At 66.6% G+C, this 23550-nt stretch carries 23 protein-coding genes; 18 read left to right on the top strand and 5 right to left on the bottom strand.

The window, feature by feature from the left end:
- Positions 1–7 precede the first annotated feature (7 nt).
- The 14 genes from ABD210_RS06975 to ABD210_RS06910 all read left to right on the top strand — a co-directional run bounded on the left by ABD210_RS06975 (position 8) and on the right by ABD210_RS06910 (position 15991).
- Positions 8–952 (top strand): ABC transporter permease, encoded by a 945-nt coding sequence (locus tag ABD210_RS06975; RefSeq protein ID WP_344109997.1) that lies wholly within the window; start codon positions 8–10, stop codon positions 950–952.
- Positions 949–1857, top strand: coding sequence for an ABC transporter permease (locus tag ABD210_RS06970; protein ID WP_344109995.1), 909 nt, complete (start codon positions 949–951; stop codon positions 1855–1857). The genes ABD210_RS06975 and ABD210_RS06970 overlap by 4 nt, the downstream gene beginning before the upstream one ends.
- On the top strand, positions 1854–2894 hold the full coding sequence (locus ABD210_RS06965; RefSeq protein ID WP_344109993.1) for an ABC transporter ATP-binding protein: 1041 nt from the start codon (positions 1854–1856) through the stop codon (positions 2892–2894). Before ABD210_RS06970 ends, ABD210_RS06965 begins: the two co-directional genes overlap by 4 nt.
- The gene (locus ABD210_RS06960; RefSeq protein WP_344109991.1) at positions 2887–3945 is read left to right on the top strand and encodes an oligopeptide/dipeptide ABC transporter ATP-binding protein; all 1059 of its coding nucleotides are present in this window, start codon (positions 2887–2889) and stop codon (positions 3943–3945) included. Before ABD210_RS06965 ends, ABD210_RS06960 begins: the two co-directional genes overlap by 8 nt.
- Complete coding sequence (locus ABD210_RS06955) at positions 3942–4934, top strand: Gfo/Idh/MocA family protein (protein ID WP_344109989.1); 993 nt, start codon at positions 3942–3944, stop codon at positions 4932–4934. The genes ABD210_RS06960 and ABD210_RS06955 overlap by 4 nt, the downstream gene beginning before the upstream one ends.
- Complete coding sequence (locus tag ABD210_RS06950; RefSeq protein ID WP_344109987.1) at positions 4934–6088, top strand: aminotransferase class V-fold PLP-dependent enzyme; 1155 nt, start codon at positions 4934–4936, stop codon at positions 6086–6088. The genes ABD210_RS06955 and ABD210_RS06950 overlap by 1 nt, the downstream gene beginning before the upstream one ends.
- Positions 6085–6924: an amidohydrolase family protein gene (locus ABD210_RS06945; RefSeq protein ID WP_344109985.1), complete on the top strand. Its 840-nt coding sequence runs from the start codon at positions 6085–6087 to the stop codon at positions 6922–6924. The genes ABD210_RS06950 and ABD210_RS06945 overlap by 4 nt, the downstream gene beginning before the upstream one ends.
- A 34-nt stretch (positions 6925–6958) precedes the next feature.
- A complete protein-coding gene (locus tag ABD210_RS06940) occupies positions 6959–7738 on the top strand; it encodes a cysteine hydrolase family protein (protein ID WP_344109983.1) in 780 nt (259 codons plus the stop codon).
- A 62-nt stretch (positions 7739–7800) separates the two neighbouring features.
- Positions 7801–9021, top strand: coding sequence for an amidohydrolase family protein (locus ABD210_RS06935; protein WP_344109981.1), 1221 nt, complete (start codon positions 7801–7803; stop codon positions 9019–9021).
- The gene (locus tag ABD210_RS06930) at positions 9018–9524 is read left to right on the top strand and encodes a RidA family protein (RefSeq protein WP_344109979.1); all 507 of its coding nucleotides are present in this window, start codon (positions 9018–9020) and stop codon (positions 9522–9524) included. The genes ABD210_RS06935 and ABD210_RS06930 overlap by 4 nt, the downstream gene beginning before the upstream one ends.
- On the top strand, positions 9521–10549 hold the full coding sequence (locus ABD210_RS06925) for a D-cysteine desulfhydrase family protein (RefSeq protein ID WP_344109977.1): 1029 nt from the start codon (positions 9521–9523) through the stop codon (positions 10547–10549). Before ABD210_RS06930 ends, ABD210_RS06925 begins: the two co-directional genes overlap by 4 nt.
- Before the next feature lie 454 nt (positions 10550–11003).
- Positions 11004–14240, top strand: coding sequence for a discoidin domain-containing protein (locus ABD210_RS06920; RefSeq protein ID WP_344109975.1), 3237 nt, complete (start codon positions 11004–11006; stop codon positions 14238–14240).
- The gene (locus tag ABD210_RS06915) at positions 14241–14963 is read left to right on the top strand and encodes a FadR/GntR family transcriptional regulator (RefSeq protein WP_344109973.1); all 723 of its coding nucleotides are present in this window, start codon (positions 14241–14243) and stop codon (positions 14961–14963) included.
- Entirely contained in the window at positions 14960–15991 is a 1032-nt protein-coding gene (locus ABD210_RS06910; protein ID WP_344109971.1) for an enolase C-terminal domain-like protein, read from the top strand. The genes ABD210_RS06915 and ABD210_RS06910 overlap by 4 nt, the downstream gene beginning before the upstream one ends.
- Positions 15992–16019: 28 nt before the next feature.
- On the opposite strand, the gene ABD210_RS06905 is transcribed toward ABD210_RS06910, so the two are convergent.
- Positions 16020–16556: a TetR/AcrR family transcriptional regulator gene (locus tag ABD210_RS06905; RefSeq protein ID WP_344109969.1), complete on the bottom strand. Its 537-nt coding sequence runs from the start codon at positions 16554–16556 to the stop codon at positions 16020–16022.
- Positions 16557–16683: 127 nt separating this feature from the next.
- Between ABD210_RS06905 and ABD210_RS06900 the strand changes: the two genes are divergently transcribed.
- The 3 genes from ABD210_RS06900 (at position 16684) to ABD210_RS06890 (ending at position 18521) form a co-directional block, all read left to right on the top strand.
- On the top strand, positions 16684–17658 hold the full coding sequence (locus ABD210_RS06900; protein ID WP_344109967.1) for an aldo/keto reductase: 975 nt from the start codon (positions 16684–16686) through the stop codon (positions 17656–17658).
- Between the two features lie 50 nt (positions 17659–17708).
- A complete protein-coding gene (locus ABD210_RS06895) occupies positions 17709–18206 on the top strand; it encodes a DUF2505 domain-containing protein (protein ID WP_344109966.1) in 498 nt (165 codons plus the stop codon).
- A 114-nt stretch (positions 18207–18320) separates the two neighbouring features.
- Positions 18321–18521, top strand: coding sequence for a hypothetical protein (locus ABD210_RS06890; protein ID WP_344109965.1), 201 nt, complete (start codon positions 18321–18323; stop codon positions 18519–18521).
- Positions 18522–18613: 92 nt separating this feature from the next.
- Here the strand turns inward: ABD210_RS06890 and ABD210_RS06885 are convergent, their stop codons facing one another.
- On the bottom strand, positions 18614–19483 hold the full coding sequence (locus tag ABD210_RS06885; protein ID WP_344109964.1) for an alpha/beta fold hydrolase: 870 nt from the start codon (positions 19481–19483) through the stop codon (positions 18614–18616).
- Positions 19484–19623: 140 nt separating this feature from the next.
- On the opposite strand from ABD210_RS06885, the gene ABD210_RS06880 reads away from it, so the two are divergent.
- Entirely contained in the window at positions 19624–20262 is a 639-nt protein-coding gene (locus tag ABD210_RS06880; RefSeq protein ID WP_344109963.1) for a TetR/AcrR family transcriptional regulator, read from the top strand.
- A gap of 13 nt (positions 20263–20275) precedes the next feature.
- Here ABD210_RS06880 and pruA read toward each other — a convergent pair whose 3' ends face one another.
- The 3 genes from pruA to ku all read right to left on the bottom strand — a co-directional run bounded on the left by pruA (position 20276) and on the right by ku (position 23549).
- Positions 20276–21904: an L-glutamate gamma-semialdehyde dehydrogenase gene (pruA, locus tag ABD210_RS06875; protein WP_344109962.1), complete on the bottom strand. Its 1629-nt coding sequence runs from the start codon at positions 21902–21904 to the stop codon at positions 20276–20278.
- 200 nt (positions 21905–22104) lie between these two features.
- Positions 22105–22551 (bottom strand): VOC family protein, encoded by a 447-nt coding sequence (locus ABD210_RS06870; protein WP_344109961.1) that lies wholly within the window; start codon positions 22549–22551, stop codon positions 22105–22107.
- Positions 22552–22619: 68 nt separating this feature from the next.
- Entirely contained in the window at positions 22620–23549 is a 930-nt protein-coding gene (ku, locus tag ABD210_RS06865) for a non-homologous end joining protein Ku (RefSeq protein ID WP_344109960.1), read from the bottom strand.
- Position 23550: the final 1 nt, after the last annotated feature.

Genomic DNA, 23550 nt, shown 5'->3' with positions numbered 1-23550 from the left:
TGACTCCGTGCTCAAATATGCGCTGTACCGGATCGCCTTGCTGGTGCCATTGCTGCTGGGTGTGTCCGTACTGACCTTCCTCTACATCCAGGTCATACCGGGCGATCCCGTAGCCGGCCTGCTGGGTCCAGGTGGCACGCCTGAGTTGATCGCGCAGTTGCGGCATCAGTTCGGTCTCGACCAACCGATCCTGACGCAGTACTGGCACTGGCTGTCGAACCTCATCGCTCATGGTGACCTGGGCACGTCCTTCACGACCCGTCAGAAGATCACGCCGACCCTCGTCAACCGGATCCCCGCGACCCTGCAACTGACCGTCGTCGGCCTCATCTTCACGGTGGCGCTGGGTTGGCCGCTGGGGTTCCTGGCGGCGCTGTTCAAGGACACCTGGATGGACCGCGCTCTGTCATCGCTGACCCTGGTGGGCCTTTCCACGCCGATGTTCTGGGTCGGCACCCTGCTGATCCTGATCTTCGCCATGCACCTGCGATGGCTGCCTGCCGGCGGCTACGTACCGCTGGCTGTCGATCCCCTGACCAGCATCAAGGACAGCCTCATGCCGGGGCTGGCGATGGGCATCGGTCTGGCTCCCTACCTGGCCCGAATGACCCGTGCCGCAACAGTCGAGGTCCAGCATGAGCAGTTCGTCCGGCACGCACCGACCAAAGGTCTGCGCCGCAGAACGGTGTTCCTCCGCTACTCGGCTCGCAATGCGGTCCCGCCGACCGTCGTGGTGATCGGGTTGCAGCTCGGGTCGCTGCTCGGTGGCCAGGTCATCGTGGAGCAGTTGTTCAACTGGCCGGGACTCGGTCGGCTCCTCATCCAGGGAGCGATCCAGCGCGACTACTACATGGTCCAAGCGGTCATTCTCGTCATCGCAGCGCTGTATGTCCTGCTCAATCTGCTGGCCGAACTCATCACCGCGGCCCTCGACCCCCGGATCAGACTATGACTGCCTCCACCACAGTTCTCCTGCCGGCCGAATCCGCCGTCAGCTCGTCCGCCGGTAGGTCCAGGCGGGTGCTGACCGGACGGGTCATCCTCGGGGCGACCCTCGTCGGGATCGTTCTCGTCGTCGCCGTGGTCGGCCTGTTCTGGACGCCCTATCCCACCAGCCTGCCCGACCTGCCGAACCGGTTCCAGTCCCCGAGCCTGAACCACCTGATGGGGACCGACGAACTCGGCCGCGACATCTTCAGCCGCGCCATGGTGGGAGCGCGGACCTCGCTGATCATCTCCTTGTCCGCGGTGCTCCTTGCCACCGCCGTCGGCACCCTGGTCGGATTCGTCGCCGGGTACGCGGGTGGCGTGGTCGACCTGGTGTTGAGCCGGTTGCTCGACATCCTGCTCGCCGTTCCGGCACTCGTACTCGCACTGGGGATTGTGGCCATGCTGGGGGCGTCCGGAACGTCGGTCACCATCGCGTTGGCCTGGGCCTATACCCCCACCTTCGCGCGGGTCTTCCGCGGCGTGGTTGTCGCCGCGCGGGATCACCCGTACGTCGAGGCCTCTCGCGGACTCGGCCTGTCCGCGCCGGTGGTCATCGCCAAGGATCTCCTGCCGACGGTGCTGCCGGTCATGGTCGTCCAGGTCACCACCGCACTGGCCTGGGGAATCATGGATGAGGCCGGCCTGGGCTTCCTCGGCCTGGGGGTTCAGCCACCGGCGCCCTCCTGGGGGTCGCTGCTCATCGAGGGTCGCCAATACCTGTACGACGCCCCGTGGCTTCCCATCGGAGCCGGCGTCTTCGTCATCATCGCCGTCCTCGGCACGAACCTGCTCGGCGACGGGCTACGCGATGTTCTCGACCCCAGGTCCTGGACGACCCGGCACAGCGGACGGAGGGCACGGGCATGAACGAGTCGCAGCACAGTCCAGCGGCGATCGATGGGGACGACCTCCTCCGGGTCGAGAACCTGTCCATCGACTTTGCGGTGGGAAGCACGACCGTGCATGCGGTCGATGACGTGTCGTTGCAGGTCGAACGGGGCGAGATCGTCGGTCTGGTCGGCGAGTCCGGTTGCGGCAAAAGCACCCTCGGGATGTCCCTGCTGCGACTCGTGCAGTCCCCGGGGTCGATCGTCGGCGGACGGATCCTGTTCGGCGGACGCGACCTGATGGAACTGTCCGACCATGAGCTGCAACGTCTCCGTGGGCAGGAGATCTCGCTCATCTTGCAGGACGCTCTGGCGGTGATGAATCCCGTCACGCGGGTGGGAGAACAACTGACCGAGGTGATCCGCGATCACGTCGGCGGTTCCCGCGCGGAGCGGCGACGTCAAGCAGTCGCAGCTCTCAGCTCGGTCGGATTCCCACGCCCGGAACTGAGCCTGCGCAGCTTCCCTCATCAGCTCAGCGGCGGCATGCAACAGCGGGTGTCCATCGCCCAGAGCATGCTGCTCGAACCACGACTGATCATTGCCGACGAGCCGACGACGGCCCTGGACGTCACGGTGCAGGCTCAGGTTCTCGAACTACTCAAGGACGCTCGCACCACCCACGGCACCAGCATCGTATTGATCACGCACGATCTCGCGGTGGTAGCGGAGGTCTGCGACCGGGTGCTGGTGATGTACGCGGGCAAGGTGGTCGAATCCGGACCGGTACAAGAGATTCTGCAGGCGCCGAAGCACCCGTACACCGCCGCGCTGCTCGCGGCCCTGCTGCCCTTGCGGGGAGACCCTCCTACCGAACTCCGCGCGCTGCCAGGTCAGATACCGCAGCCGGATCAGTGGCCTACCGGCTGTCGGTTCCATCCGCGCTGCCCGCTTCGTCAACGACTGGGCAACCCGCAGCTCTGCAGTACGGACGTGCCGACAGCGCAAGGCGGTCCGGCCCACTGGGCCGCCTGTCACTTCGTCTCCGAGGAAGGGGCTGTGGCGAGTCATGACTGACAACGAACGATCCGTCATCTTCCGGCTCGAGGGTGTCACGAAGGAGTTCGGAGCAGACCGCCGGATCTTTCGCCGCCGCGCGGAGCGGCTGCGCGCGCTTGACGATGTGTCGCTCGAGATCTGTCGTGGCGAGGTGCTCGGTCTGGTCGGCGAGAGCGGATCGGGCAAGACCACCCTGGGCCGCATCCTGGTGGGATCGGAGCGGCGAACCAGCGGCACGGTCCAGTTCGACGGCCGCCCTGTCGACTCCTTGCGCGGGCGCCGGCGCCGTACTTTCCGGCGCCGGGTCCAGATGGTGTTCCAGAACCCGTTCACCTCGCTCAACCCGCGCCGCACGATCCGCGACGTACTGTCCGCCGGGCTGGCCGCGCGCGGCGTACCGCGTGGCGCCGAGCGTGCTGAGGCCCTGCGAGCGCTACTTCAGAAGGTCGGACTCAACGAAGCCATGCTGGACCGGTATCCCCATGAGTTCAGCGGTGGCCAGCGGCAGCGCATCGTGCTGGCCCGCGCGCTGACGGTGGATCCATCGGTTCTGGTGGCCGACGAGCCTGTCTCCGCCCTCGATGTCTCGATCCAGGCCCAGGTGCTCAACCTGTTCGTCTCGTTGCGGCGGGAGTTCGGCCTCACCATCTTGATGATCACCCACGATCTGCGGGTCGCCAACTTCCTGAGCGATCGGATCGCAGTCCTCTATCGCGGACGGCTGGTCGAAATAGGTACCCGCCGGCAGGTCATGGAGAACTCCCGCCACCCCTACACCCGGATGCTGCTGTCCGCGGCGCCGTCCGGAGATCCGACGACCCCGACTCACCATCCCTTGCTGTTCGGTGATGCGGTCGCCAACGGCCTCGCGGGGTCCGGCGGCTGTGTCTTCAGCGATCGATGCTGGCTGCGCAAGGCGAAGTCGAACCCGGACCGGTGCGTCACCGAGCAACCGCAGTTGCGCGTGATCGACGGTCAGCAGCGGGCTTCCTGCCACTTCGCAGAGGAGACCCCCGTGGCGGCCGAGGTGGCATCCGTCGATCCGGTGTCGGCAGCGGTGACTTCATGAGTTGGACGGAGGTGCCGCGGATCGGCATGCTGGGGCACGGTGCCATCGGAGCGCTGCACGCCGAGGCGTTCCGCTCGGTCGGCTGCCAGTTGGTGACCGTGATGGGACCGGACCTCAACGAGGCCGGACAGTTCGCTCGCGACCAAGGATTCGCCCGTCACACCGACCGGGTCGAAGACGTTGTCGAGGCAGCCGATATCGACGCTGTGGTCATCGCATCGCCGAACGCCGCCCACGCGGCGCAAGCGATCGCCGCCCTGAGGGGCGGCAAGCATGTGCTCTGTGAAGTGCCCGTCGGTCTGTCGCTGGACGACGTCCTCGCAGTGCAGGCGGAGTCCGAACGGCTGATCTGCATGGTGTGCCATACGCAACGATTCCTGCCGTCGATCGTCCAACTGCGGCGACGCATCGAGCACGGTCAACTCGAACTGCTGAGCCTGTCGACCGTGATGGCTATGTATCGACGCGAGAACGTCGGCTGGACCGGCCGGCGCCGTGCGTGGGACGACCACCTTGTCTGGCACCACGGAACCCATGCGATCGACAGTGCGCTCTGGCTGCTCGGCGACGAGCCTGTCGCGGTGCAGGCGGCGAGTGGCCGCCCCCATCCCGAGACCGGAGCGCCGATGGATGTCGCCATCACCATCACCACCCGAACCGGCCGGCTCGCAACCCTCTCGCTCTCTTACAACGCCATGACATCGGTCAACGACGTATTACTCATCGGCCAGTCGGAGACGCTGCGTGTCCGTGACTGGCAACTGCAAGGCGACAACGGTGAGGGCGGCCACGAATCGCCTGACGACCAGCTGACCTCTGCAGTGCATGCGCAGGCCCACGCGTTCGTACGGGCCATTCATGGCGAACAGCCGGCACTGCCGAGCATCGACGACGTCTTGCCGATCTACCGCTGCGTGCAACGCGTCGAGGACGAGATCGCACTGCAGCGGAGCCGGCCAACGCCTGCCCTGAACCGGAAGGAATCTTGATGACGAACTCACAGGCGGGTGTCGCCCTGCCGTCGGCGGTGCGAAACCAGTTCGCCGGCACGAAGGAGGGGACCTACCTCAACACCGCGGCGGAGAGCCTCTTCATGGACTCGCACCGCGATGCGCTCGCCCGCTATGCCGATCGCAAGTCGCTCGGTGCGGCCGGCCGCGAGGCCCTGGTGTCGGTCGAGAACCACTGCCGGGAGCTTGTCGGACAACTCTTGCACGTCTCGCCTTCGGACATCGCGTTCCTGGCCAGCACCTCTCGTGGACTGGATGTCGCGATCAAGTCGATCGACTGGCAGCTCGGCGACAACATCGTCGTTGCCGACACCGAGTTTCCGACAACTGCCTTCGCCGCCGTGCATCTGAGTGAGCGCGGAGTCGAGCGGCGGCTGGTCCGCAGCGAGGACTCCGCCGTCCAACCGACTGCGTTCGCCGAGCAGATCGACGAACGGACCCGCCTCGTCGTCGCCAGCCTGGTGAGCTACAAGAACGGTTTCAAGATCGATCTCCCAGAACTCTCGCAGGTCGCCCATGCCCACGGCGCGCTGCTGTTCGTCGATGCCGTGCAGGCCGCCGGAGCCGTCGAGATCGCCGCCGAGGCCGCCGACTTCCTCTGTGCGGGCACGTACAAGTGGCTGCTCGGTGCGCATGGCCTGGCGGCGTTCTACGTCAATCCGTCACTTGCCGAGCGCATCCATCCGCCCTACGTCGGCTATCGCGGTGTCGTCGACCTGTTCGCCGCCGACCGCTTCGAGCGGTACACCCTGCTGCCGGACGCACGACGATTCGAGGAAGGGATGCCGAACTACCTCGGGCTGCACGTGCTGGAGAACGCGCTCACCGTCGTCCTGGACATCGGCGTGGACACCATCTCAGAACACAACGCCCGCCTGGTCGACCAGGCGATGACCGGCCTGCTCCAACTCGGCATCGAACCGCTCACGCCAAAGGATCCGACATCCAGAGGCGCGATCGTTTCCTTCGAGACCAACCGCGAGGCAGAGATCACCGCCGGCCTGGCGCGGGCCGGCATCGGCGTCTGGGGCCGTGACGGGCGGGTCCGGATCGCGCCGGCGCTGTACAACACTCCCGAGGACGTCGACATGTTCCTGGACCACTTGCAACCATTCATCGGAGGAGCAGCATGACCACCGAGGTCGTGGACACCCACGCCCACGTCTCCCTGCCGGACGACGGGCGTTTCGCCCGCAGCGGGCTGTTCCCCGACGCGCCGTCCTTCACTGCTCCCGTGGAGGACCTGCTGGCCAAGATGGAGTCGGCCGGCGTGGACCGCGCGGTGCTCATCCAGCCGAGCATCTACGGGTTCGACCACTCCTACCTGATGCAGTGCCTCGCCGAGTACCCGGAGAGATTCGCCGGCATCGTGCTCGGCGACCACCACAACCCCGCGTTCCTCGACGAGCTCGAAGCCCTGGTGGGCAAGGGGCCCGTGCGCGGGATTCGCTTCGCGCCGCTGAACTCACCGGGGCGGGGCTGGTTCGAACCGTCGATCGAGCCAATGGCCTCCGCGGCGGCTCGGCTCGATCTGACGATCAACCTGCTGATCACGCCCAACTGGCTCCCGGTCGCCGACCAGTGGATCGAGCGGCACCCGGAGTTGACCATCGTCATCGATCATCTGGCGCGACCTGACCTGTCCGAGACATCGCGCGAGAACGCGTGCACCGCCCTGCTCTGCCTGGCCCGACATGACAATGTGCACGTCAAGCTCTCGGCTCTGCCCGAACTCTCGGCGGTGGCATACCCGCATCAGGATGTCTGGGACTGCGTGCGGGCCTGTGTCGACGCATTCGGTGCCGAGCGGCTGCTGTGGGGCTCGGACTATCCCTTCACCGCGGGCGGTGGAAGCTACGCCGACTCGCTCACCGTCCTCGACCAGATACTTCCGGACCTGCCTGCCGCCGACCGGCAAAGCATCGTCGCTGGTACTGCGCGGCGGCTCTACCGCCTTCCCGGCCACTGACTCCACCTCTTCCCGGCAAGCGAAAGGGCAAGACATGGGAACTCCCGCTGTGCACCTTCCAGCGCGCTATTACCGCACCTACCCGGTGGAATCACCTCTCGGGCACACCGAGGAGACGCTCGATCTCGACCCAGAGCGAACCGTGTTCCTCCTGGTAGACGTCTACGGGCTGGGCTTCGACGGGTCCACGCCTGACGATGCGGCAGGATCAGACCTCCCCGCGTTCTATCAAGACCAGGCGATCGCGAGTCGCGACATCGTTCGCAACCACATCGTCCCGGCCAAGCAGGCCGCGAAACGCCTGGGACTTCCGATCGTCTACCTGACCAATCACCTGTCCCCCGGCCTGAATGAAAGCAGCGAGTGGCGCAACCTGACCTTGCGGGTGCACAACATCGACGTGCTGGAGAGCTGGCGTGAACCCAACCAGATCCTCGCCCACTCCGACATCGTCGCTCCGCAGGCCGGCGAGTATCTGATCAAGAAGCAGCTCTACAGCGGCTTCTTCGAGACCCAGCTCGACTCACTGCTGCGCAGCCTTGACGCCTACACGTTGATCACCGTCGGCTTCGACAGCAGGATCTGTCTGGCCACCACGGTGACCGAGGCCATGTATCGCAACTACCGGGTCGTCGTACTGCGTGATGCTGTTGGCACCTCCCCCTATTCGACAGGCGAGGACGCCGAGACCGGAGACGGCGAGTGGTCGGCACCTAGCGCAATTCGCTTCATCGAGACCAACGTCGGGTACACGGCCAGCAGCGCTCAATGGATCGCAGCGTGCGACCAAGCAACGGGTGGAGTGTCGCAATGAGCTCGCGATGGATCCGTTGCGGGTCTTTGATCACCGGACACGGACAGACTCCGCGCACCGACATGGCAGTGCGAATCGACGACGGTGTGATCGCTGACGTCAGGCCCTTCTCCGAACTGCCGGACATCGGGGCCGCGGATGTCGTCGACCACTCGGCCGCGACAGTTGCTCCTGGCTTCGTGGACGCGCACGTGCATCTGCTCTTCACCTGCGATGTCGACCACGAGCAGACCCGGGCCGGTGTGGAGACCTCGCGTCCCGCGGAACTGGCGCTGGCGGGAGCGAGGAACGCCATCGAGTGTCTGCTGGGTGGGGTCACGACCGTGCGGGACCTCGGCGACACCGAGTTCATCACGCTCGACATCAGGGATGCCGTGAACGCCGGCGCACTGCCCGGCCCGCGGATCCTTGCCGCAGGCCCACCGTTGACGACAACCGGCGGCCACCTGCACTGGTGCGGCAACACCGTCGACTCCGCCGACGAGATCCGCCGCGCGACCCGGCTGCTGTGCACCCGCGGCGTCGACGTGGTCAAGGTGATGGCCAGCGGTGGAAACATGACCAGGGGATCCAACAAGCTGCTGCCGCAGTTCGATACGGCTGAGCTCGAGCTGATCGTCACGGAGGCGCACCGGCTCGGCCGGCGTGTCGCCGCGCACGCGCTCAACACCGAGAGCATCCGGCGAGCCGTTCGAGCCGGCGTCGACACGATCGAGCACTGCACCTGGGTCGATGCGAACGGTGATCCCGACCTCGATCTGGAACTGGTCAAGGAGATGGCCGAGCGAGGCGTCGCCGCGACCATCACGATGGCCGGTATCAGCCGGGTGTTGCTGCCCGGCTTCGGGGAGGTCGGTGAGGAGGAGCTGCGCGCCGCTCGAGCCATGTCTGCGACCGGCAGCCTTTTCGGCGACATGGAGTGGGCCCGGATCATGCAGGCCGAGGGCGTGCACCTGGCGATCGCCAGTGACGGCGGAGTGCGCTTCACGCCGTTCCGGCGCTTCGATCAGACCATCGAGTGCGGTATGGCGGGGCTCGGAGCAACCGCGAGCCAAGCGATCGCCCTGTCGACCCTCCGAGCGGCACAGGCGCTCGGCATCGATGACCGGGTCGGCAGTATCGACGTCGGGAAGCGTGCCGATCTCGTCGTCATCGACGGTCGACTCGACGACGAGTCAGCACGTCTCGGCGCTCTGCGTCAGGTCTGGCGCGACGGTGTCCTGGTGGTGGACGACGGTCGGCTGACGGTCGAGACAGCCCCCTCTACAAGTGGAGTGAGATGAATCCCGACATTGCGCAACGTCTGACAGAGCTGGGGATCGACTTGCCCTCGCCGCCGCCGCCGCGCTTCCAGTATGTGGCCGCGACCCGGCTGGATGATCTGGTGTTCTTCTCCGGTCGTACCCCGATCGTCGACGGCATCGTCGCGTACCCCGGCCGGCTCGGTGAATCGGTCAGTCTCGAGGACGGTCGGCTGGCCGCCCGCATCGCGACCATCAACCTGCTGGCAGCAATCGAACAGGAACTCGGGCTGGAGAACGTCGGCCGCATTCTCAAACTGACCGGATTCGTGGCCAGCGGTGACGGTTTCACCGACCAGCCCAAAGTGATCGACGCCGCTTCGTCGCTGCTCGGTGAAGTCCTGGGGGAGGCTGGACGGCACGCCCGCTCGGCGGTCGGTGTCGCCTGGCTGCCCGGCAACGCAGCCGTCGAGGTCGAGGCCATCGTTCACGGGCTGTCCTCGGGGCAACTGTCCTCGGGGCAACTCGCCGAGGCGACCTCATGACCGGCTCGGTGACGGAGAGGATTCGCGACATCCAGTCCCGGATCGACGCGCTGCCGCGGGTTCGCCTGGCTCATCTGCCGACACCGTTGGACGCATGCCCGAATCTGTCCGCCGTACTCGGTTGCGACCTCAGCATCAAGCGCGACGACTGCACCGGACTGGCCTTCGGTGGTAACAAGGCGCGCCAGCACGAGTTCATGCTCGCCGACGCGCTGGCGGACGGAGCAGACTGCATCATCCAGGGATCGGCGTCCCAGTCGAACCACTCCCGCCAACTCGCCGCAGCGGGAGCGAAGCTGGGGCTCGAGGTCTTCCTGCTGCCGAAGATGGACGAGTTCAGCTCACCTGTGCAGGGCAACTACCTGATCGACCAACTGCTGGGCGCAACGATCATCCCGATCAGTCCCGACGAGAGCACGAAAGATCGCAAGGAGCAGTTGGCCGAGAAACTCCGAAGCGCCGGCCGCCGCCCTTACGTCGTCGGCATGGGAGCCACTCGGAGTCTGACACTGGGCGTAATCGCCTACGTGCAAGCGCTGCTGGAGATCATCACCGCGCAGCCGGACGCGATCCCCGACTGGATCTTCTCCGCAACTCAGGGCAGCACGCTCGCGGGTCTGCAGCTCGGATGCGAGCTACTCGGACTGCCGACCAAGCTGGTCGGCATCTGCCCTATGACCGCTTCGCACGAGGCCTACCTGTCCCCGCAGGAGATTGCGGAACTAGCGCAAGGCGCTGCTTCCTTGCTCGGTGTCGGCACCGGCATCACGGCCGACCAGATCAGCACGACGACCGAGTACGTCGGCGAGCGCTACGGGGTCCCCAGCGCTGGTTCTCTCGACGCGATCCGAATGCTCGGATCGCTGGAGGGCATCCTGCTCGATCCGGTGTACTCCGGAAAAGGATTCGCGGGACTGCTCGACTACTGCAAGCGTGGGATCGTCGGACCGGGCGAGCGAATCGTTTTCGTCCACACGGGCGGTCTGCCGGCTCTCTTCAGCCAGTCCGAGTATCTGGTCGGGTAGCGATCCCCACCCGGCTCATCGCGCTTCGCAATAACGATATTTGAGCTACGGCGAGTATTGCACCACAGCAGGGGCCGCGGAGGGCTGGGTGGGGTGTGGCCCTGACCAAGAGTGGGGACCTGGGACAGGTAGTCGGGACCTTGAACACGTTATTTCGTGTCCGCGGTCCCTGTTTGGTGTTCAAGGTCGCCGCTTCGTGACCGCTGGCAGTCCCGGCGCGTCACCGGCCAACCCGCCGGCCACAACTGATCCCTCAGCATCGGGGCACCCGGCCCGCCAACCCGGGTGGCCCCATCCTGACCGACCGCGCCCGACGAATCTGATTTGAGACTCGCGGGGGGTGAATTGATCAGGTACATCTTCCCTCCGGGCCGACATCGTGGCAGTCTGAGCGCCGATAGATCCGATCTATTGCCCAAAGCTTCCGTCCGCCACCGCCCGATTGGTGCCGCCCATGCCGCGATCCGTCCGCCGGCTTCTCGCTGTCCTCACCGGTCTCGTCCTGCCGACCGTCCTGCTCGCCGCTCCCTCCGAAGCGGCCGTCACCACCCTGTACGTCGCGCCGAAGGGCGCGGGGGGTTCCGGGACTCTGGCGCGGCCGTTCACCTCGCTCGAGCAGGCCAGGGACGAGGTCCGCAAGCTGACCAAGAAGCAGCGCGCGGACATCCACGTAGTACTGCTGCCAGGTGACTACCGGTTGGCCAGCACCTTCAAGTTGACCAGCGCTGACTCCGGCCGCAACGGTCACAAGGTCATCTACCAGGCCAAGCCCGGCACGGTCACCGTGAACGGCGGCCGGACGCTCACCGGCTGGACCGTCTCCGACCCGGCGCGGAACATCTACAAGACCCACGTCGGCGCGATCGACTTCCGCCAGTTCTACGTGAACGGTGAACGCGAGCAGCGCGCCCGCGGCCCGGAGAACCCGCCCGGCTTCTCCAAGACGTCGTCGGGTTACACCGACACGACGCAGAGCATGGTCGGCTGGAAGAACCAGGGCGACATCGAGGTGAACAGCCGCTGGGGCTGGATGCACTACCGCTGCCCGGTCCAGTCGGTCTCCGGTACGACAGTCACCATGCAGCAGCCGTGTTTCTACAACGCCAACCTGCACAAGGACCAGGAGATCCAGAACCCGACCTGGATCGAGAACGCCTACGAACTGCTGGACACTCCCGGTGAGTGGTACCTCGACAAGAGCACGGGCGACCTCTACTACCTGCCCAAGCCCGGGCAGGACCTCAACACCGCGACAGTCCCACTCGTCCAGGATCTGCTGAGCGTGACCGGCACGATCACCGACCCGGTGCAGAACCTCAGCTTCGACGGCATCACCTTCTCGTACTCGACCTGGCTCGACCCGAGCAGCGACGACGGGATGGTCGAGGGTCAGGCCGGGTTCCGGATCGTCGGCACCGGCCACCCTGACTTCGACGAGACCCGGCTGACCTGGCTGAAGACGCCGGGCGCGGTGAACGTCGGCTACAGCCGCAACATCTCCTTCACCGGCAACACCTTCACCCACCTGGGCGCGGTCGGGCTGAACCTCAACACCGGCTCGCAGGGCACGACGATCAAGGGCAACGTCGTCCGCGACGTCGCGGCCACCGGAATCCAGGTCGGCGGCACGGACATCATCGACCACCACCCTTCGGACGCCCGGGCGATCACGAGGGACACCCTGGTCAGCAACAACCTGGTCACCAGGGCGGCAGCCGACTACAGCGGCTCTCTCGGGATTCTGGCCGCCTACACCGAGCACACCGTGATCGAGCACAACAAGGTCTACGACCTGCCCTACAGCGGGATCTCGGTCGGCTGGGGCTGGGGCCTCACCGATCCGGGCGGCGACACGAACTACCCCGGCAACTCAGGCGTCCCGATCTACGACACCCCGACGACCTCGAAGAACAACATCATCCGCGACAACGAGATCAGCGACATCATGAAGCACCAGGCCGACGGCGGCGCCATCTATACGCTGAGCATGCAGCCCGACAGCGTGATCTCCGGCAACTACATCAAGAACACGCCCGGCCCGGCGTACGGCGCGATCTACCACGACGAAGGCAGCCGCTACTTCACCACGACCCAGAACGCGCTCTGCAATGTCGACGCCCGCTGGCTGTTCCTCAACCACGGCATGAATATCGATGCCCAGCGCAACTTCACCACCCAGCCCGTGTCCCTGACCCAGGCGAACAGCACGGACTCGACGATCGCGAACAACACCGTGATCCCCGGCTGTGAGCAGCTGCCCGCGTCGATCGTGAACAACGCCGGCCTCGAACCGGCGTACAAGTACCTCGACCCCCAGCCCACTCCTACCGACCGGACAGCACCTTCCACACCGGGCACGCCGTCTGTCCGGACCAGCTTCCCGACGATCGCGGAGCTCACCTGGCCCGCTTCGACGGATACCGTCGGCGTGACCGGCTACTCCGTCTACGCGAACGGCCAACTGGTGAGCGCCTCGAAGGAGCCCTCGGCAAGAATCACCGGCCTCACGCCTGGCGGCACGTATGCCTTCACCCTGACCGCTCGCGATGCCGCTGGCAACGAATCAGCACGCAGTACGGCGACAACAGCAACAATGTCGGCCGGCACGAATCTTGCCCTGGGCAAGGACGTGACTGCCTCCTCGTACTCCGAGCCGAACGACCCGTCGCTGGCGGTGGACGGCAAGCTCCCGACCCGCTGGGCGCAAGGCCTCGGGCAGCCGGATCCCTCCTGGCTGCAGGTCGACCTCGGCGCGCAGTACGAGCTGAGTGGCGTGATCACCACCTTCGAGCTGTCCAGCGGATATCGCTACAAGCTCGAGGTGTCCTCGGACGGCAGCGACTGGATCATGTTCGAGGACCACACCGGTACGGCCACGACGCAGCCCGACAACTACGCCTCCGTGCCGACCTCGGTGCGCGGCAGATATCTGCGGCTCACGGTGGTCGGGTCGAACTTCAACGGCGGCAGCATCTACGAGATCGAGGCCTACGGTAAGCCGGCCACGATCACCGGCGACCAGCAGCCGCCTGCCACTCCGGCATCGCCGACCGCGAACATCTTGCTACCGACAACGATCGACCTGAGTTGGCCGGCGGGCACCGACAATGTCGGAGTGACCAGCTATGTCGTCTATCAGGACGGACAGCGGATCGCCACGACCCCACTGACCCAGCTCAGAGTGGACGGCCTGAGCGACGGCTCCACGCACACCTACACCGTGGTCGCTCGTGACGCGAACCTCAACGCCTCGCCGCCGAGTCCTGCAACGACAGTCACGACACCGGCCGAGGCAGGGATCGCGGTCGGCAAACCCGTCACGGTCTCCTCGTACTCCGAGCCGAACGTCCCGGCCCATGCCGTCGACGGCGATCTGACGACTCGCTGGGCCCAGGGGCTCGGCCTGCCGGATCCGTCCTGGCTGCAGGTCGATCTCGGCGCGGCCACATCCGTGAAGAGCATCGTCACCAACTTCGAGCTTCCGAGCGGCTACAAGTACAAGCTCGAGTACTCACTCGACGGCACGAACTGGTCGCTGTTCGACGATCACACGACAGTCGCCACCAGCGTCCGGCGAAACCCCTCGATCCGCACCACCTCGGTGTCGGCAAGATATGTTCGGTTGACTGTCACCAGCTCGAACTTCAACGGCGGCAGCATCTACGAACTACAGATCTATGGTGGCTTCTGAATGAACGAGACGAACGGCTACCGGCCGGGCTACGAGATGGTCGCCGAGCAACTGCTCGCGTACATCGCGGAGCAGGGACTCCGGCCGGGTGACCGGCTGCCGACCGAGAAGGGCCTGGCCGAGATCCTCGGCACCGGCCGCTCGGTGACGCGCGAGGCGATCAAGGTGCTCGCGGCGGTCGGCAGGGTCGCGGTACGCAAGGGCGCGGGCATCTATGTCTCCGTGCCCTCCAACCCGCAGGCCGACAGCGAGCTGGGCTACTTCAAGCCGACCGATCTGGCGCATGTCGCGATGCTGTTCGACCACCGCAGGCTGATCGAGGCGGAGTCTGCCCGGCTCGCCGCGACTCTCGCCAGACCTGCGCAAGTGCGCACGATCCGTGCGGCGGCCGACGCGTCGGTCGAGGCTCACCAGGACCACGCATTGTTCCGGCAGCACGACCGGGTCTTCCACGACGCCGTGGCCGAGGCGTCGGGCAACGTCTTCCTGCAGGCGGCTGTCACCTCGCTGCGGGACTTCAAGGAGCAGTCCGACCGGTTGCTGTTCGCCGGCGGGCTGCCCGGCTCCCTCGAAGTCGCCGCCCGACAACACGTCCAGCTCGCCGAAGCGATCGCCGCGGGTGACCCCGACAAGGCCCGCAGCGCGGCGATCCAGCACATCGACACCACGCAGGCGCAGTTCGAACAGCGGATCAAGGATCGACTGAAGGCGGCACCTAAGTGAGCTTGATCGAACGCGTAGAAGTCGAGCTGGTCGACATCCCGGCGGCGTATCCGTTCCGCTGGCGCGACGGCCTCCCCGGGTCGGAGCCGGCGCTGCAAGGTGGCGTGCTCACGATCACGACCAGCGACGGGGTGATCGGCCGGGCCTCGACCCCGCGTGGAGTCATCGCCGCGGACCTGGTCAACCGCCGCGTCCGTGGCGACCTGATCGGCCAGAACGCCTTGCACCGCGAGTGGTTGTGGCACCGGATGTGGGAGCTCGACCGGATCGAGGAATTCCCGCTGTACTTCCTCGGCCTGGTCGACATCGCACTGTGGGACATCGCCGGTCAGCTCGCTGGGCAGCCGGTCCACTCCTTGCTGGGGACCTACCGGACCTCGCTGCCTGCCTACGCGTCGACGGTCACGTATGGCTCCGTCGAGGAATACCTGGACGTGGCCGACCAATGTCTCGAGCGCGGGTTCTCGGCGATCAAGCTGCACGCGTGGGGCGACGCAGTACGGGATGCGCGGTTGTGTCAGCGGTTGCGGGAGCACGTCGGCGATGACGTCGAGCTGATGTACGACGGGTCCGCCGGGTTCGACCTGGCCGACGCGATCCGGCTCGGGCGGGTGCTGACCGAGCTCGACTTCCGCTGGTACGAGGAGCCCATGCGCGAGTTCAACATCACGAGTCACCGCTGGCTCGCGGAACGCGTCGGCGTACCACTCCTGGTCGGCGAGACGAGCGACGGCGCACACTTCAACACGGCGGACTTCATCCACGCGGGCACCGCGACGTATGTGCGCACCTCGTCAGGCCTGAAGGGCGGCATCACCGGAGCGATGCGGATCGCCCACCTGGCCGAAAGCTTCGGCCTCCGAGCCGAGGTCCACGGCATGGGCATCCCGAACCAGCACCTGTGCATGGCGATCCCCAACACCACCTACTACGAGGCGCTCGTCTGGGGAAACCCCATCATCACGGACCCAGCAGTCGGCAAGGACGGCCTGATCCGCGCGGCAGTAGACCCCGGCCTATCACCGTAGAGCGACGAACCACCGCTGTACGGGGGCGTCAACTGCGGAGGCCGGCTACCAACAGATCCGACAAACGCCCGGCGAGCGCCCGATCGTCGCCGGCTATCAACGTGATCCCACCCAGCCCCATCATCACATCCTCGGCCGTGACATCGTTGCGCAGGGCACCTTTCGTGATGCCTGCCTGCAGGAGCACCGCGATCGCGTCGGACAGGAGTTTGCGCGAGTCCATCCGCAGGTCGCCGGCGCCGTCGAGGACCGCTTTGAGCGAGTCTGCCATGCCGTGTTTCGTCGCGACGTAGTCGACGAACTGATCCATCCAGGTCCGCAAGGCCTGCACCGGCTCCAGCTTCTCCAGCAGTTCCGTCGCTGCGTCGGCCAGCTTGGTCGTCTCGTTCCGGTAGGTCGCCTCGACGAGCATCTCGCGGGTCGGGAACCGCCGGTACAGCGTGCCGATCCCGACGCCGGCGTCCTTGGCGATGTCCTTCAGCGACGCCTCCGAAGCGTCCCGCGCGAACGCCCTTGCGGCGGCCTCCAGCAACCGCTCATGGTTCTGCTGCGCATCAGCACGCATCCGGACCCCCTTCGCTCGCCCGCGTGTCATCCCACGTTGTGGATTTCGCTTTGGAGTCTGTATCCCGGCGACTATTCTGAATCAACCGGATTCGGCTCCGTTTAACCAGTATAGGAGTTCTCTGCTGATGAAGTACGTGAAGCTCGGCAGCACCGGCCTGGACGTCTCGCCGATCTCCCTCGGCTGCATGACGTACGGCGAACCGACGCGTGGCGGGCAGCCGTGGAGTCTGCCCGAGGACGTGAGCCGGGTCCGGATCAAGCAGGCCCTGGATGCCGGGATCAACTTCTTCGACACCGCCAACGTGTACTCCGCAGGCTCCAGCGAGGAGATCGTCGGCCGCGCCCTGAGGGACTTCGCCGACCGCGACGACGTGGTGGTCGCGACCAAGGTGCACGGGACGATGCGTCCGGGCCGGCCGAACGGCGGGGGTCTTTCGCGCAAGGCGATCCTGGCCGAGATCGACGCGAGCCTGAGCCGGCTCGGGATGGATTACGTCGACCTCTACCAGATCCACCGGCTGGACCGCAGCGTCCCGATGGAGGAGATCCTGCAGACGCTGGACGACCTCGTACGGTCCGGCAAGGTCCGCTACCTCGGCGCCTCCTCGATGTATGCGTGGGAGTTCAGCAAGGCACTGCATTTGCAGCGGGCCAACGGCTGGGCGCGGTTCGTCACGATGCAGAACCACTACAACCTGCTCAACCGTGAGGAAGAGCGCGAGATGCTGCCGCTGTGCGCGGATGAGGGCATCGGCGTCATCCCGTGGAGCCCGCTGGCTCGCGGCGTCCTCACCCGCGACTGGGGCCAGACCACCAACCGCTGGACCGGCGACGAGCGGGCCCGGACCCTGTACGGCCAGAACGCCGGCGACAAAGAGATCGTCGACGCCGTGGCCTCGGTCGCGGCTGATCGCGGCGTTCCCCGGGCCCAGGTCGCCCTCGCGTGGGTCGCCCAGCAGCCGACCGTCTCCGCACCGATCATCGGCGCCACGAAGCCGGAACACCTCGACGACGCGATCGCCTCCCTGGACCTCGAACTCACCCCCGCCGAACTGGTCCGCCTCGAATCCCCCTACACCCCACACGCCGTCGCGATGTGATCACCGCGAGCCGTCCGGGGTGACCGAGCGGTAATGCCATGATGTGCGGCATGGAGCTGAAGCTGTCGGCGTCGTACGACGCCACCCCGGAGGAAGTTTTCGCCATCGTCACCGACGCCACCTTCCGCGAGCAGGCCTGCGAGAAGACCAAGGCGTTGTCGTACGACGTCAAGGTCACCGAGTCCGGCGGCGACACCGTCGTCCGGGTCCAGCGGGAGATGCCGTCGGACAACGTGCCCGACATCGCCCGCAAGTTCGTCGGCCAGACGCTGACGGTCGTGCAGACGGAGACGTGGCACCCGGCGAACGCGGACGGTTCCCGCAACGCGGAGGTGAAGGGCGAGATCACCAACACCCCGGTCACCCTCAGGGGCACCGCCAGGATCAGCTCGGACGGCACTCAGACCGTCCAGGCGATCGACCTCGACGTCAAGGTGGCGGTCCCGCTGATCGGCAAGAAGATCGAGCCCTTCGTGGTGGACGCGATCCGCTCCGGCCTGCAGAAGGAGCACGAACTCGGCCGCGACTGGCACGACGGCACCAACTGACCCCACGCCGTACTGCGGTCCGCTCGCGCCGAGATCCGTGTCGGTCCACCCGCTCGGCGATCTCCGGTGGCAGTCTCTGAAGCAGACGAGCTGTCAGGAGGAGGTGAGCCTGTCATGCGGAAACGCCGGGCTGTCGCGCAGTCAGCTGCCGAGGATTCGCAGTACTGCGTGTTCTGTGATGCCGTGGTGCTCTTCGAGCGGGTCGAGGCGGCCGATCATCCGGTCGACGACCCGGCCGGCGAGTGGATCTGCGTGAGCTGCGGATCCGCCCTGCTGATCGGCCTCCCGCTGCAAGACCTGCACCACACCGCCTAGTCCTGCACCACACCGCCTGGTCCTGCACCAAGCCGGGCGCGGATGTCGGCTCCCCTGCTGCCGACATCCGCGTCCTCTTCGGCTCGATCCACTCAGAGCGGCGGCCCGTAGCCGCAGCTCACCCGTGAGGTGTGCGCGGGATCGAGGGCGTTCGCGACCAGTTGTGCCACGGTCGGATCGAAGGCCAGCCCGACGTGTCCGACAGGATCCAGCGGGCAGGTGTCCTGGACGAACTCGTTCCGTACTCCGGTTTCGCGGATGAACGACGTCTCGTGCGGCGTCACCAGGGCGTCGAAGCGAGAGGCGATCACGGTGTACTTCACGCCGGCCTGGGCGATCGGCCCGGTGGTCAGCCGATTCACCGCGGACCCTCCGACGATGATCTCGTCACAGGCCGGGCAGCCGAACTGCCGCAGCACCTGGTCCACCAACGGCCGCAGCCCGAGGTAGTCGCCCACGCTCACGAGCCCGCCGAACGACGTACCGTGCGTGGGCGGTGCCAGGGCGACCACCTTCGCGACCTTGGCGGCGTACCCGCGAACCTTGGGCCCGTAGATGCTCTGGAAGCCGCCCTCGGAGTGGCCGACGATGTCGACCTTCGCGGCCCCCGTCGTCTGGCGGACCCGGTCGATGAACGCCTCGATCTGCGCCGAGGACTGAACCACGGAGACGGTCCCGCCGACCGGGATGGCAGGGGTCGCCTGGCCGTAGGTCAGGGTGAAGGCGCAGTAGCCCTCGGCCGCGAGGTACGGGCCCAGGTATGAGTAGTTGCCAGGGCCGTTACCGCCTAAGCCGTGGAGCAGGACCAACGGTTCTGGATGGGCGGCCGACGGCTTGCAGGACCAGTTGTCGAAGCCTGAAGAAGGCGCTGCTTGGGTTGCAGCGGTTGCTGCTGTGGCCGAACTGATGATCATCGCGGTGGCCGCCATGGCGACGGCGGCTCGCTTGAGTATCGTTCTCATGGCGGCTCCTCCCGGGGACTGTGTCGTTCGGTGACGACGCGCTGACCGACAGTGCAGCATAACCTCGGGTTATGAACAAGCCCTCATGTTGAGAACCCGCCTGCTAGTTAGTGACTCCATATCCGGGTACCCTCCTCCCCATGGGTCGACGGATCAGAGGACTGGACGCTGACGAGCGCCGCGAGGAACGACGCGAGCAGCTGCTGGATGCCGCGCTGGATCTGTTCGCGGCCAACGGCTACATCAACACGTCGATCGAGCAGATCTGCACCACGGCGTATGTGGGGACCAAGAGCTTCTACGAGGTCTTCGAGAACAGGGAAGCCTGTTACCTCGCCCTCCTGCAGCGCACTTCCGAGCGCCTCGAGGCCGACATGGTCGCGGTCGTCGAGACGGCCACGGGCAACGAGCGGCAGGCCGCCCCGCACCTCATCGCCGCCTTGGCGCACGCCCTGATGGACGACCCGCGGGTCGTCAAGGTCACCTTCGGCATGGCCTCCGGAATCTCGGCAGCCATCGAGCGCCAGCGCCGTACCAACCGCCGCTGGGCAGCAGGTTTCCTGGCGCAGATCTGGAACCGGTACGACGGGACGGCCCCGGACGATCCGGATGAGCGGATGCGGCACAGCGTCGCGATCGGACTGGTCGGCGGGTTGTTCGACCTGATCTCCGACTGGCTCCTGGACGCCGACCTCAAGTCCGAGACCCAACTCGAAGCCCTGATCGACGACATGACCACCTTCTACATCACCGTCCGCCGGGGCTTGTCCGGCCGCTGATGCGCCGCCAGGCTCAGCCCTGGTGGGGGTAGCGGTAGTCCGTCGGCGGGTTGAAGGTCTCCTTCATCGAGCGAGGGCTGGCCCAGCGGATCAGGTTCCACATCGAGCCGGCCTTGTCGTTCGTGCCGCTGGCGCGGGCGCCGCCGAACGGCTGCTGGCCGACCACCGCGCCGGTCGGCTTGTCGTTGACGTAGAAGTTGCCGGCGGCGAACCGCAGGTAGTCACTCGCCTCCGCGACCGCGTGCCGGTCCTGGGCGATCACCGCGCCCGTCAGCCCGTACGGCGCCGCGCTCTCCATTTGCTGGAGCACCTTCGAGTAGTCGGCGTCGTCGTAGACGTGCACGCCGAGGATCGGGCCGAAGTACTCGGTGGTGAAGATCTCGTCGGTCGGGTCGTCCGAGACGAGCAGCGTCGGGCGGACGAAGTATCCCTGGCTGTCGTCGTACGTGCCGCCGGCCAGCACCTCGATCTTGTCGGACTGCTGGGCGCGATCCAGTGCGGCCTTGTGCTTGGCGAACGCGCGGTCGTCGATCACGGCGCCTAGGAAGTTCGACAGGTCGCTGACATCACCCATCGTCAGCGAGTTGGTCTCGGCCGCGATGTCGTCGCGGATCTTGTCCCAGACACTGCGGGCGACGTACGAGCGGCTTGCAGCGGAGCACTTCTGGCCCTGGTACTCGAAGGCGCCGCGGACCATCGCGGTCTTCAGTACCGCGGGGTCGGCCGACGGGTGCGCCAGGATGAAGTCCTTGCCGCCGGTCTCCCCGACCAGCCGCGGGTAGGTCTTGTAGCCGGCGATGTTCTGCCCGACGGTGGACCACAGGCTCTGGAAGGTCTTCGTCGAACCGGTGAAGTGGATGCCGGCCAGCTCCGGGTGGGTCAGCGCCGCCTTGCTCACGTCGATGCCGTCACCGGTGACCAGGTTGATCACGCCGGCCGGCAGTCCCGCGGCCTCGAACAGCCGCATCGTCCAGTGCGCCGCGAACTGCTGCGTCGGCGACGGCTTCCACACCACCGTGTTGCCCATCAGCGCGGGCGCGGTCGGCAGGTTGCCGGCGATCGCGGTGAAGTTGAACGGGGTGATCGCGTAGACGAAGCCCTCGAGCGGGCGGTAGTCGACCCGGTTCCAGATCCCCGGCGAGGAGATCGGCTGGTCGCTGACGATGTTGCGGGCGAACGCGACGTTGAAGCGGAGGAAGTCGATCAGCTCGCAGGCGGCGTCGATCTCGGCCTGCTGGACCGTCTTCGACTGGCCGAGCATGGTCGCCGCGTTCAGCGTGTCGCGCCACGGGCCGGCGAGCAGGTCGGCCGCTTTGAGGAAGATCGCCGCGCGGTCGTCGAAGGACAGCGAGCGCCACGCCGGCGCAGCCGCGAGCGCCGCGTCCACCGCCGCCTTGCCGTCGGCCGCGGTCGCGTTGCCGAGCGTGCCGAGCACGTGCGCGTGCTTGTGCGGCTGGACCACCTCGATGGTGGCGCCGCCGCCGAGCTTCTGCTCGCCACCGATCGTGCAGGTGAGGTCGATCGCGCCGGCCGCGTTGAACTCCTTGAGCTTCGCCTCCAGGCTGCCGCGTTCGGGCGAGCCGGGCGCATACCCCCGGACCGGCTCGTTGACGGGCGTGGGGACGGCGGTGACGGCATCCATGGTGCGGTGCTCCTCGATCAGCTCGGTGGTGGTACGCCGGGGCAGGTGGTGCTGGCAGCGGGGATCGCCCGCGACGAACTCATGCTGCCACGCCGACCCCCCGCACCACGAACCCGACTGGTCCGCTCGTCAATTTGTAGCATGCGTTTCACTCCAGCACCCCCTCCCCGCGTGCGAGCTGGATCACCCCGCCGAAGGAGTCAGGGGCGCCAGGGCATGTGTTGAAGGGTCCAGGTGTTGCCGTCGGGGTCGGCGAAGGACGCGTAGTACACGCCGCCCATGTCCTCGACCGGAGCGACCTCGACGCCGCGAGCGATCAGCTCCGCGCGGGCTGCCTCGATGTCGGCGACGACCAGGTGCAGGCCGCGCAATGTTCCGACCGGCATGTCCAGGGTCGGGAGGCCGGTGGTCAGCGTGATCGAGCAGTACGACCCCGGCGGCGTGAGCTGCACGATCCGGACACCCTCGGCCGGATTGACATCGACATCGACGGTGAACCCGGCCTGCTCGGAGTAGAACGCCTTGGCCCGATCGATGTCGCTCACCGGCACCGGCACCAGCTCAAGCAGGAACGCGCCGGCCCCGACCGTCGCGGTCGGGGTCGACGGGCCGGTGTCGGCGCTGGTGTCGGGCGTGGTCTCTGTCATGTGATCGCCTTTCTGCTGAGGACTTACCGCAGTCTCCGGCAGAAAGACGATCGAGGCGACTGTTCACGTCAGGCGGATTTCTTGGCTGCCTTCTTGGCTGTGGTCTTCTTGGCGGCGGTCTTCTTCGCGGGGGCCGCCTTCTTCGCGGCAGGCGCCTTCTTCGCCGCGCTCTTCTTGGCGGCGGGCTTGTCGCTCGTGTCGGCCGAGCTTCCGCCGGCGCGGCGGGCCTTGGCTGCTTCCACGGAGGCGCGCAGCGCGGCGACCAGGTCGACGACCTGGGCGCCCTCCGGCTCCTCTTCCTCGGTCTCCGGCATCGGGACGCCCGCGGCCTTGGCCTCGACCACCTGCTCCAGCGCGGTCCTGTACTCGTCGTGGTACTGGTCCGGGTCGAACTCGCCGCGCAGGGTGTCGATGTACGACTCGGCCATCGCCTTCTCCTGCTTACGGATCTCGACGTCCTCGGACGGCGCGGCGAAAGAGGAGTCGCGGACCTCGTCCGGCCACAGCATCACCTGCAGTACCAGCACGTTGTCGTGGGTCCGCAGCAGGCCGAGGCTCTCCCGCGACCGCAGCGCCACCTTCACCAGCGCATACAGCTCGGAGCCTTCGAGTGCGTCCCGGAGCAACACGTACGGCTTGGCGCCGGGGCCACCGTCGGCTGCGAGGTAGTACGACTTGCCCAGGTAGAGCGGGTCGACCTGGTCGGCCGGCACGAACTCCAGCACGTCGATGACCTTCTTGCTGGTCAACGGCAGATCGGCGAAGTCGTCCGGCTCGAGCACGACCATCCGGCCGTCGGCCATCTCGTAGCCCTTGCCGATATCGGAGTACGGGACCTCCTCGCCGCACTCGGAGCAGACCCGTTTGTAGCGGATGCGGCCGCCGTCGGCGACGTGCACCTGCCGGAACGAGATGTCCTTCTCCTCGGTCGCCGAGAACACCTTGATCGGGATCGTCACCATCCCGAACGAGATGGCCCCCTTCCAGATCGCCTGCATC

It is taken from the genome of Kribbella alba, from assembly GCF_039529635.1.
Lineage (GTDB): Bacteria > Actinomycetota > Actinomycetes > Propionibacteriales > Kribbellaceae > Kribbella > Kribbella alba.
This window is presented reverse-complemented; position numbering and strand designations above follow the sequence as displayed.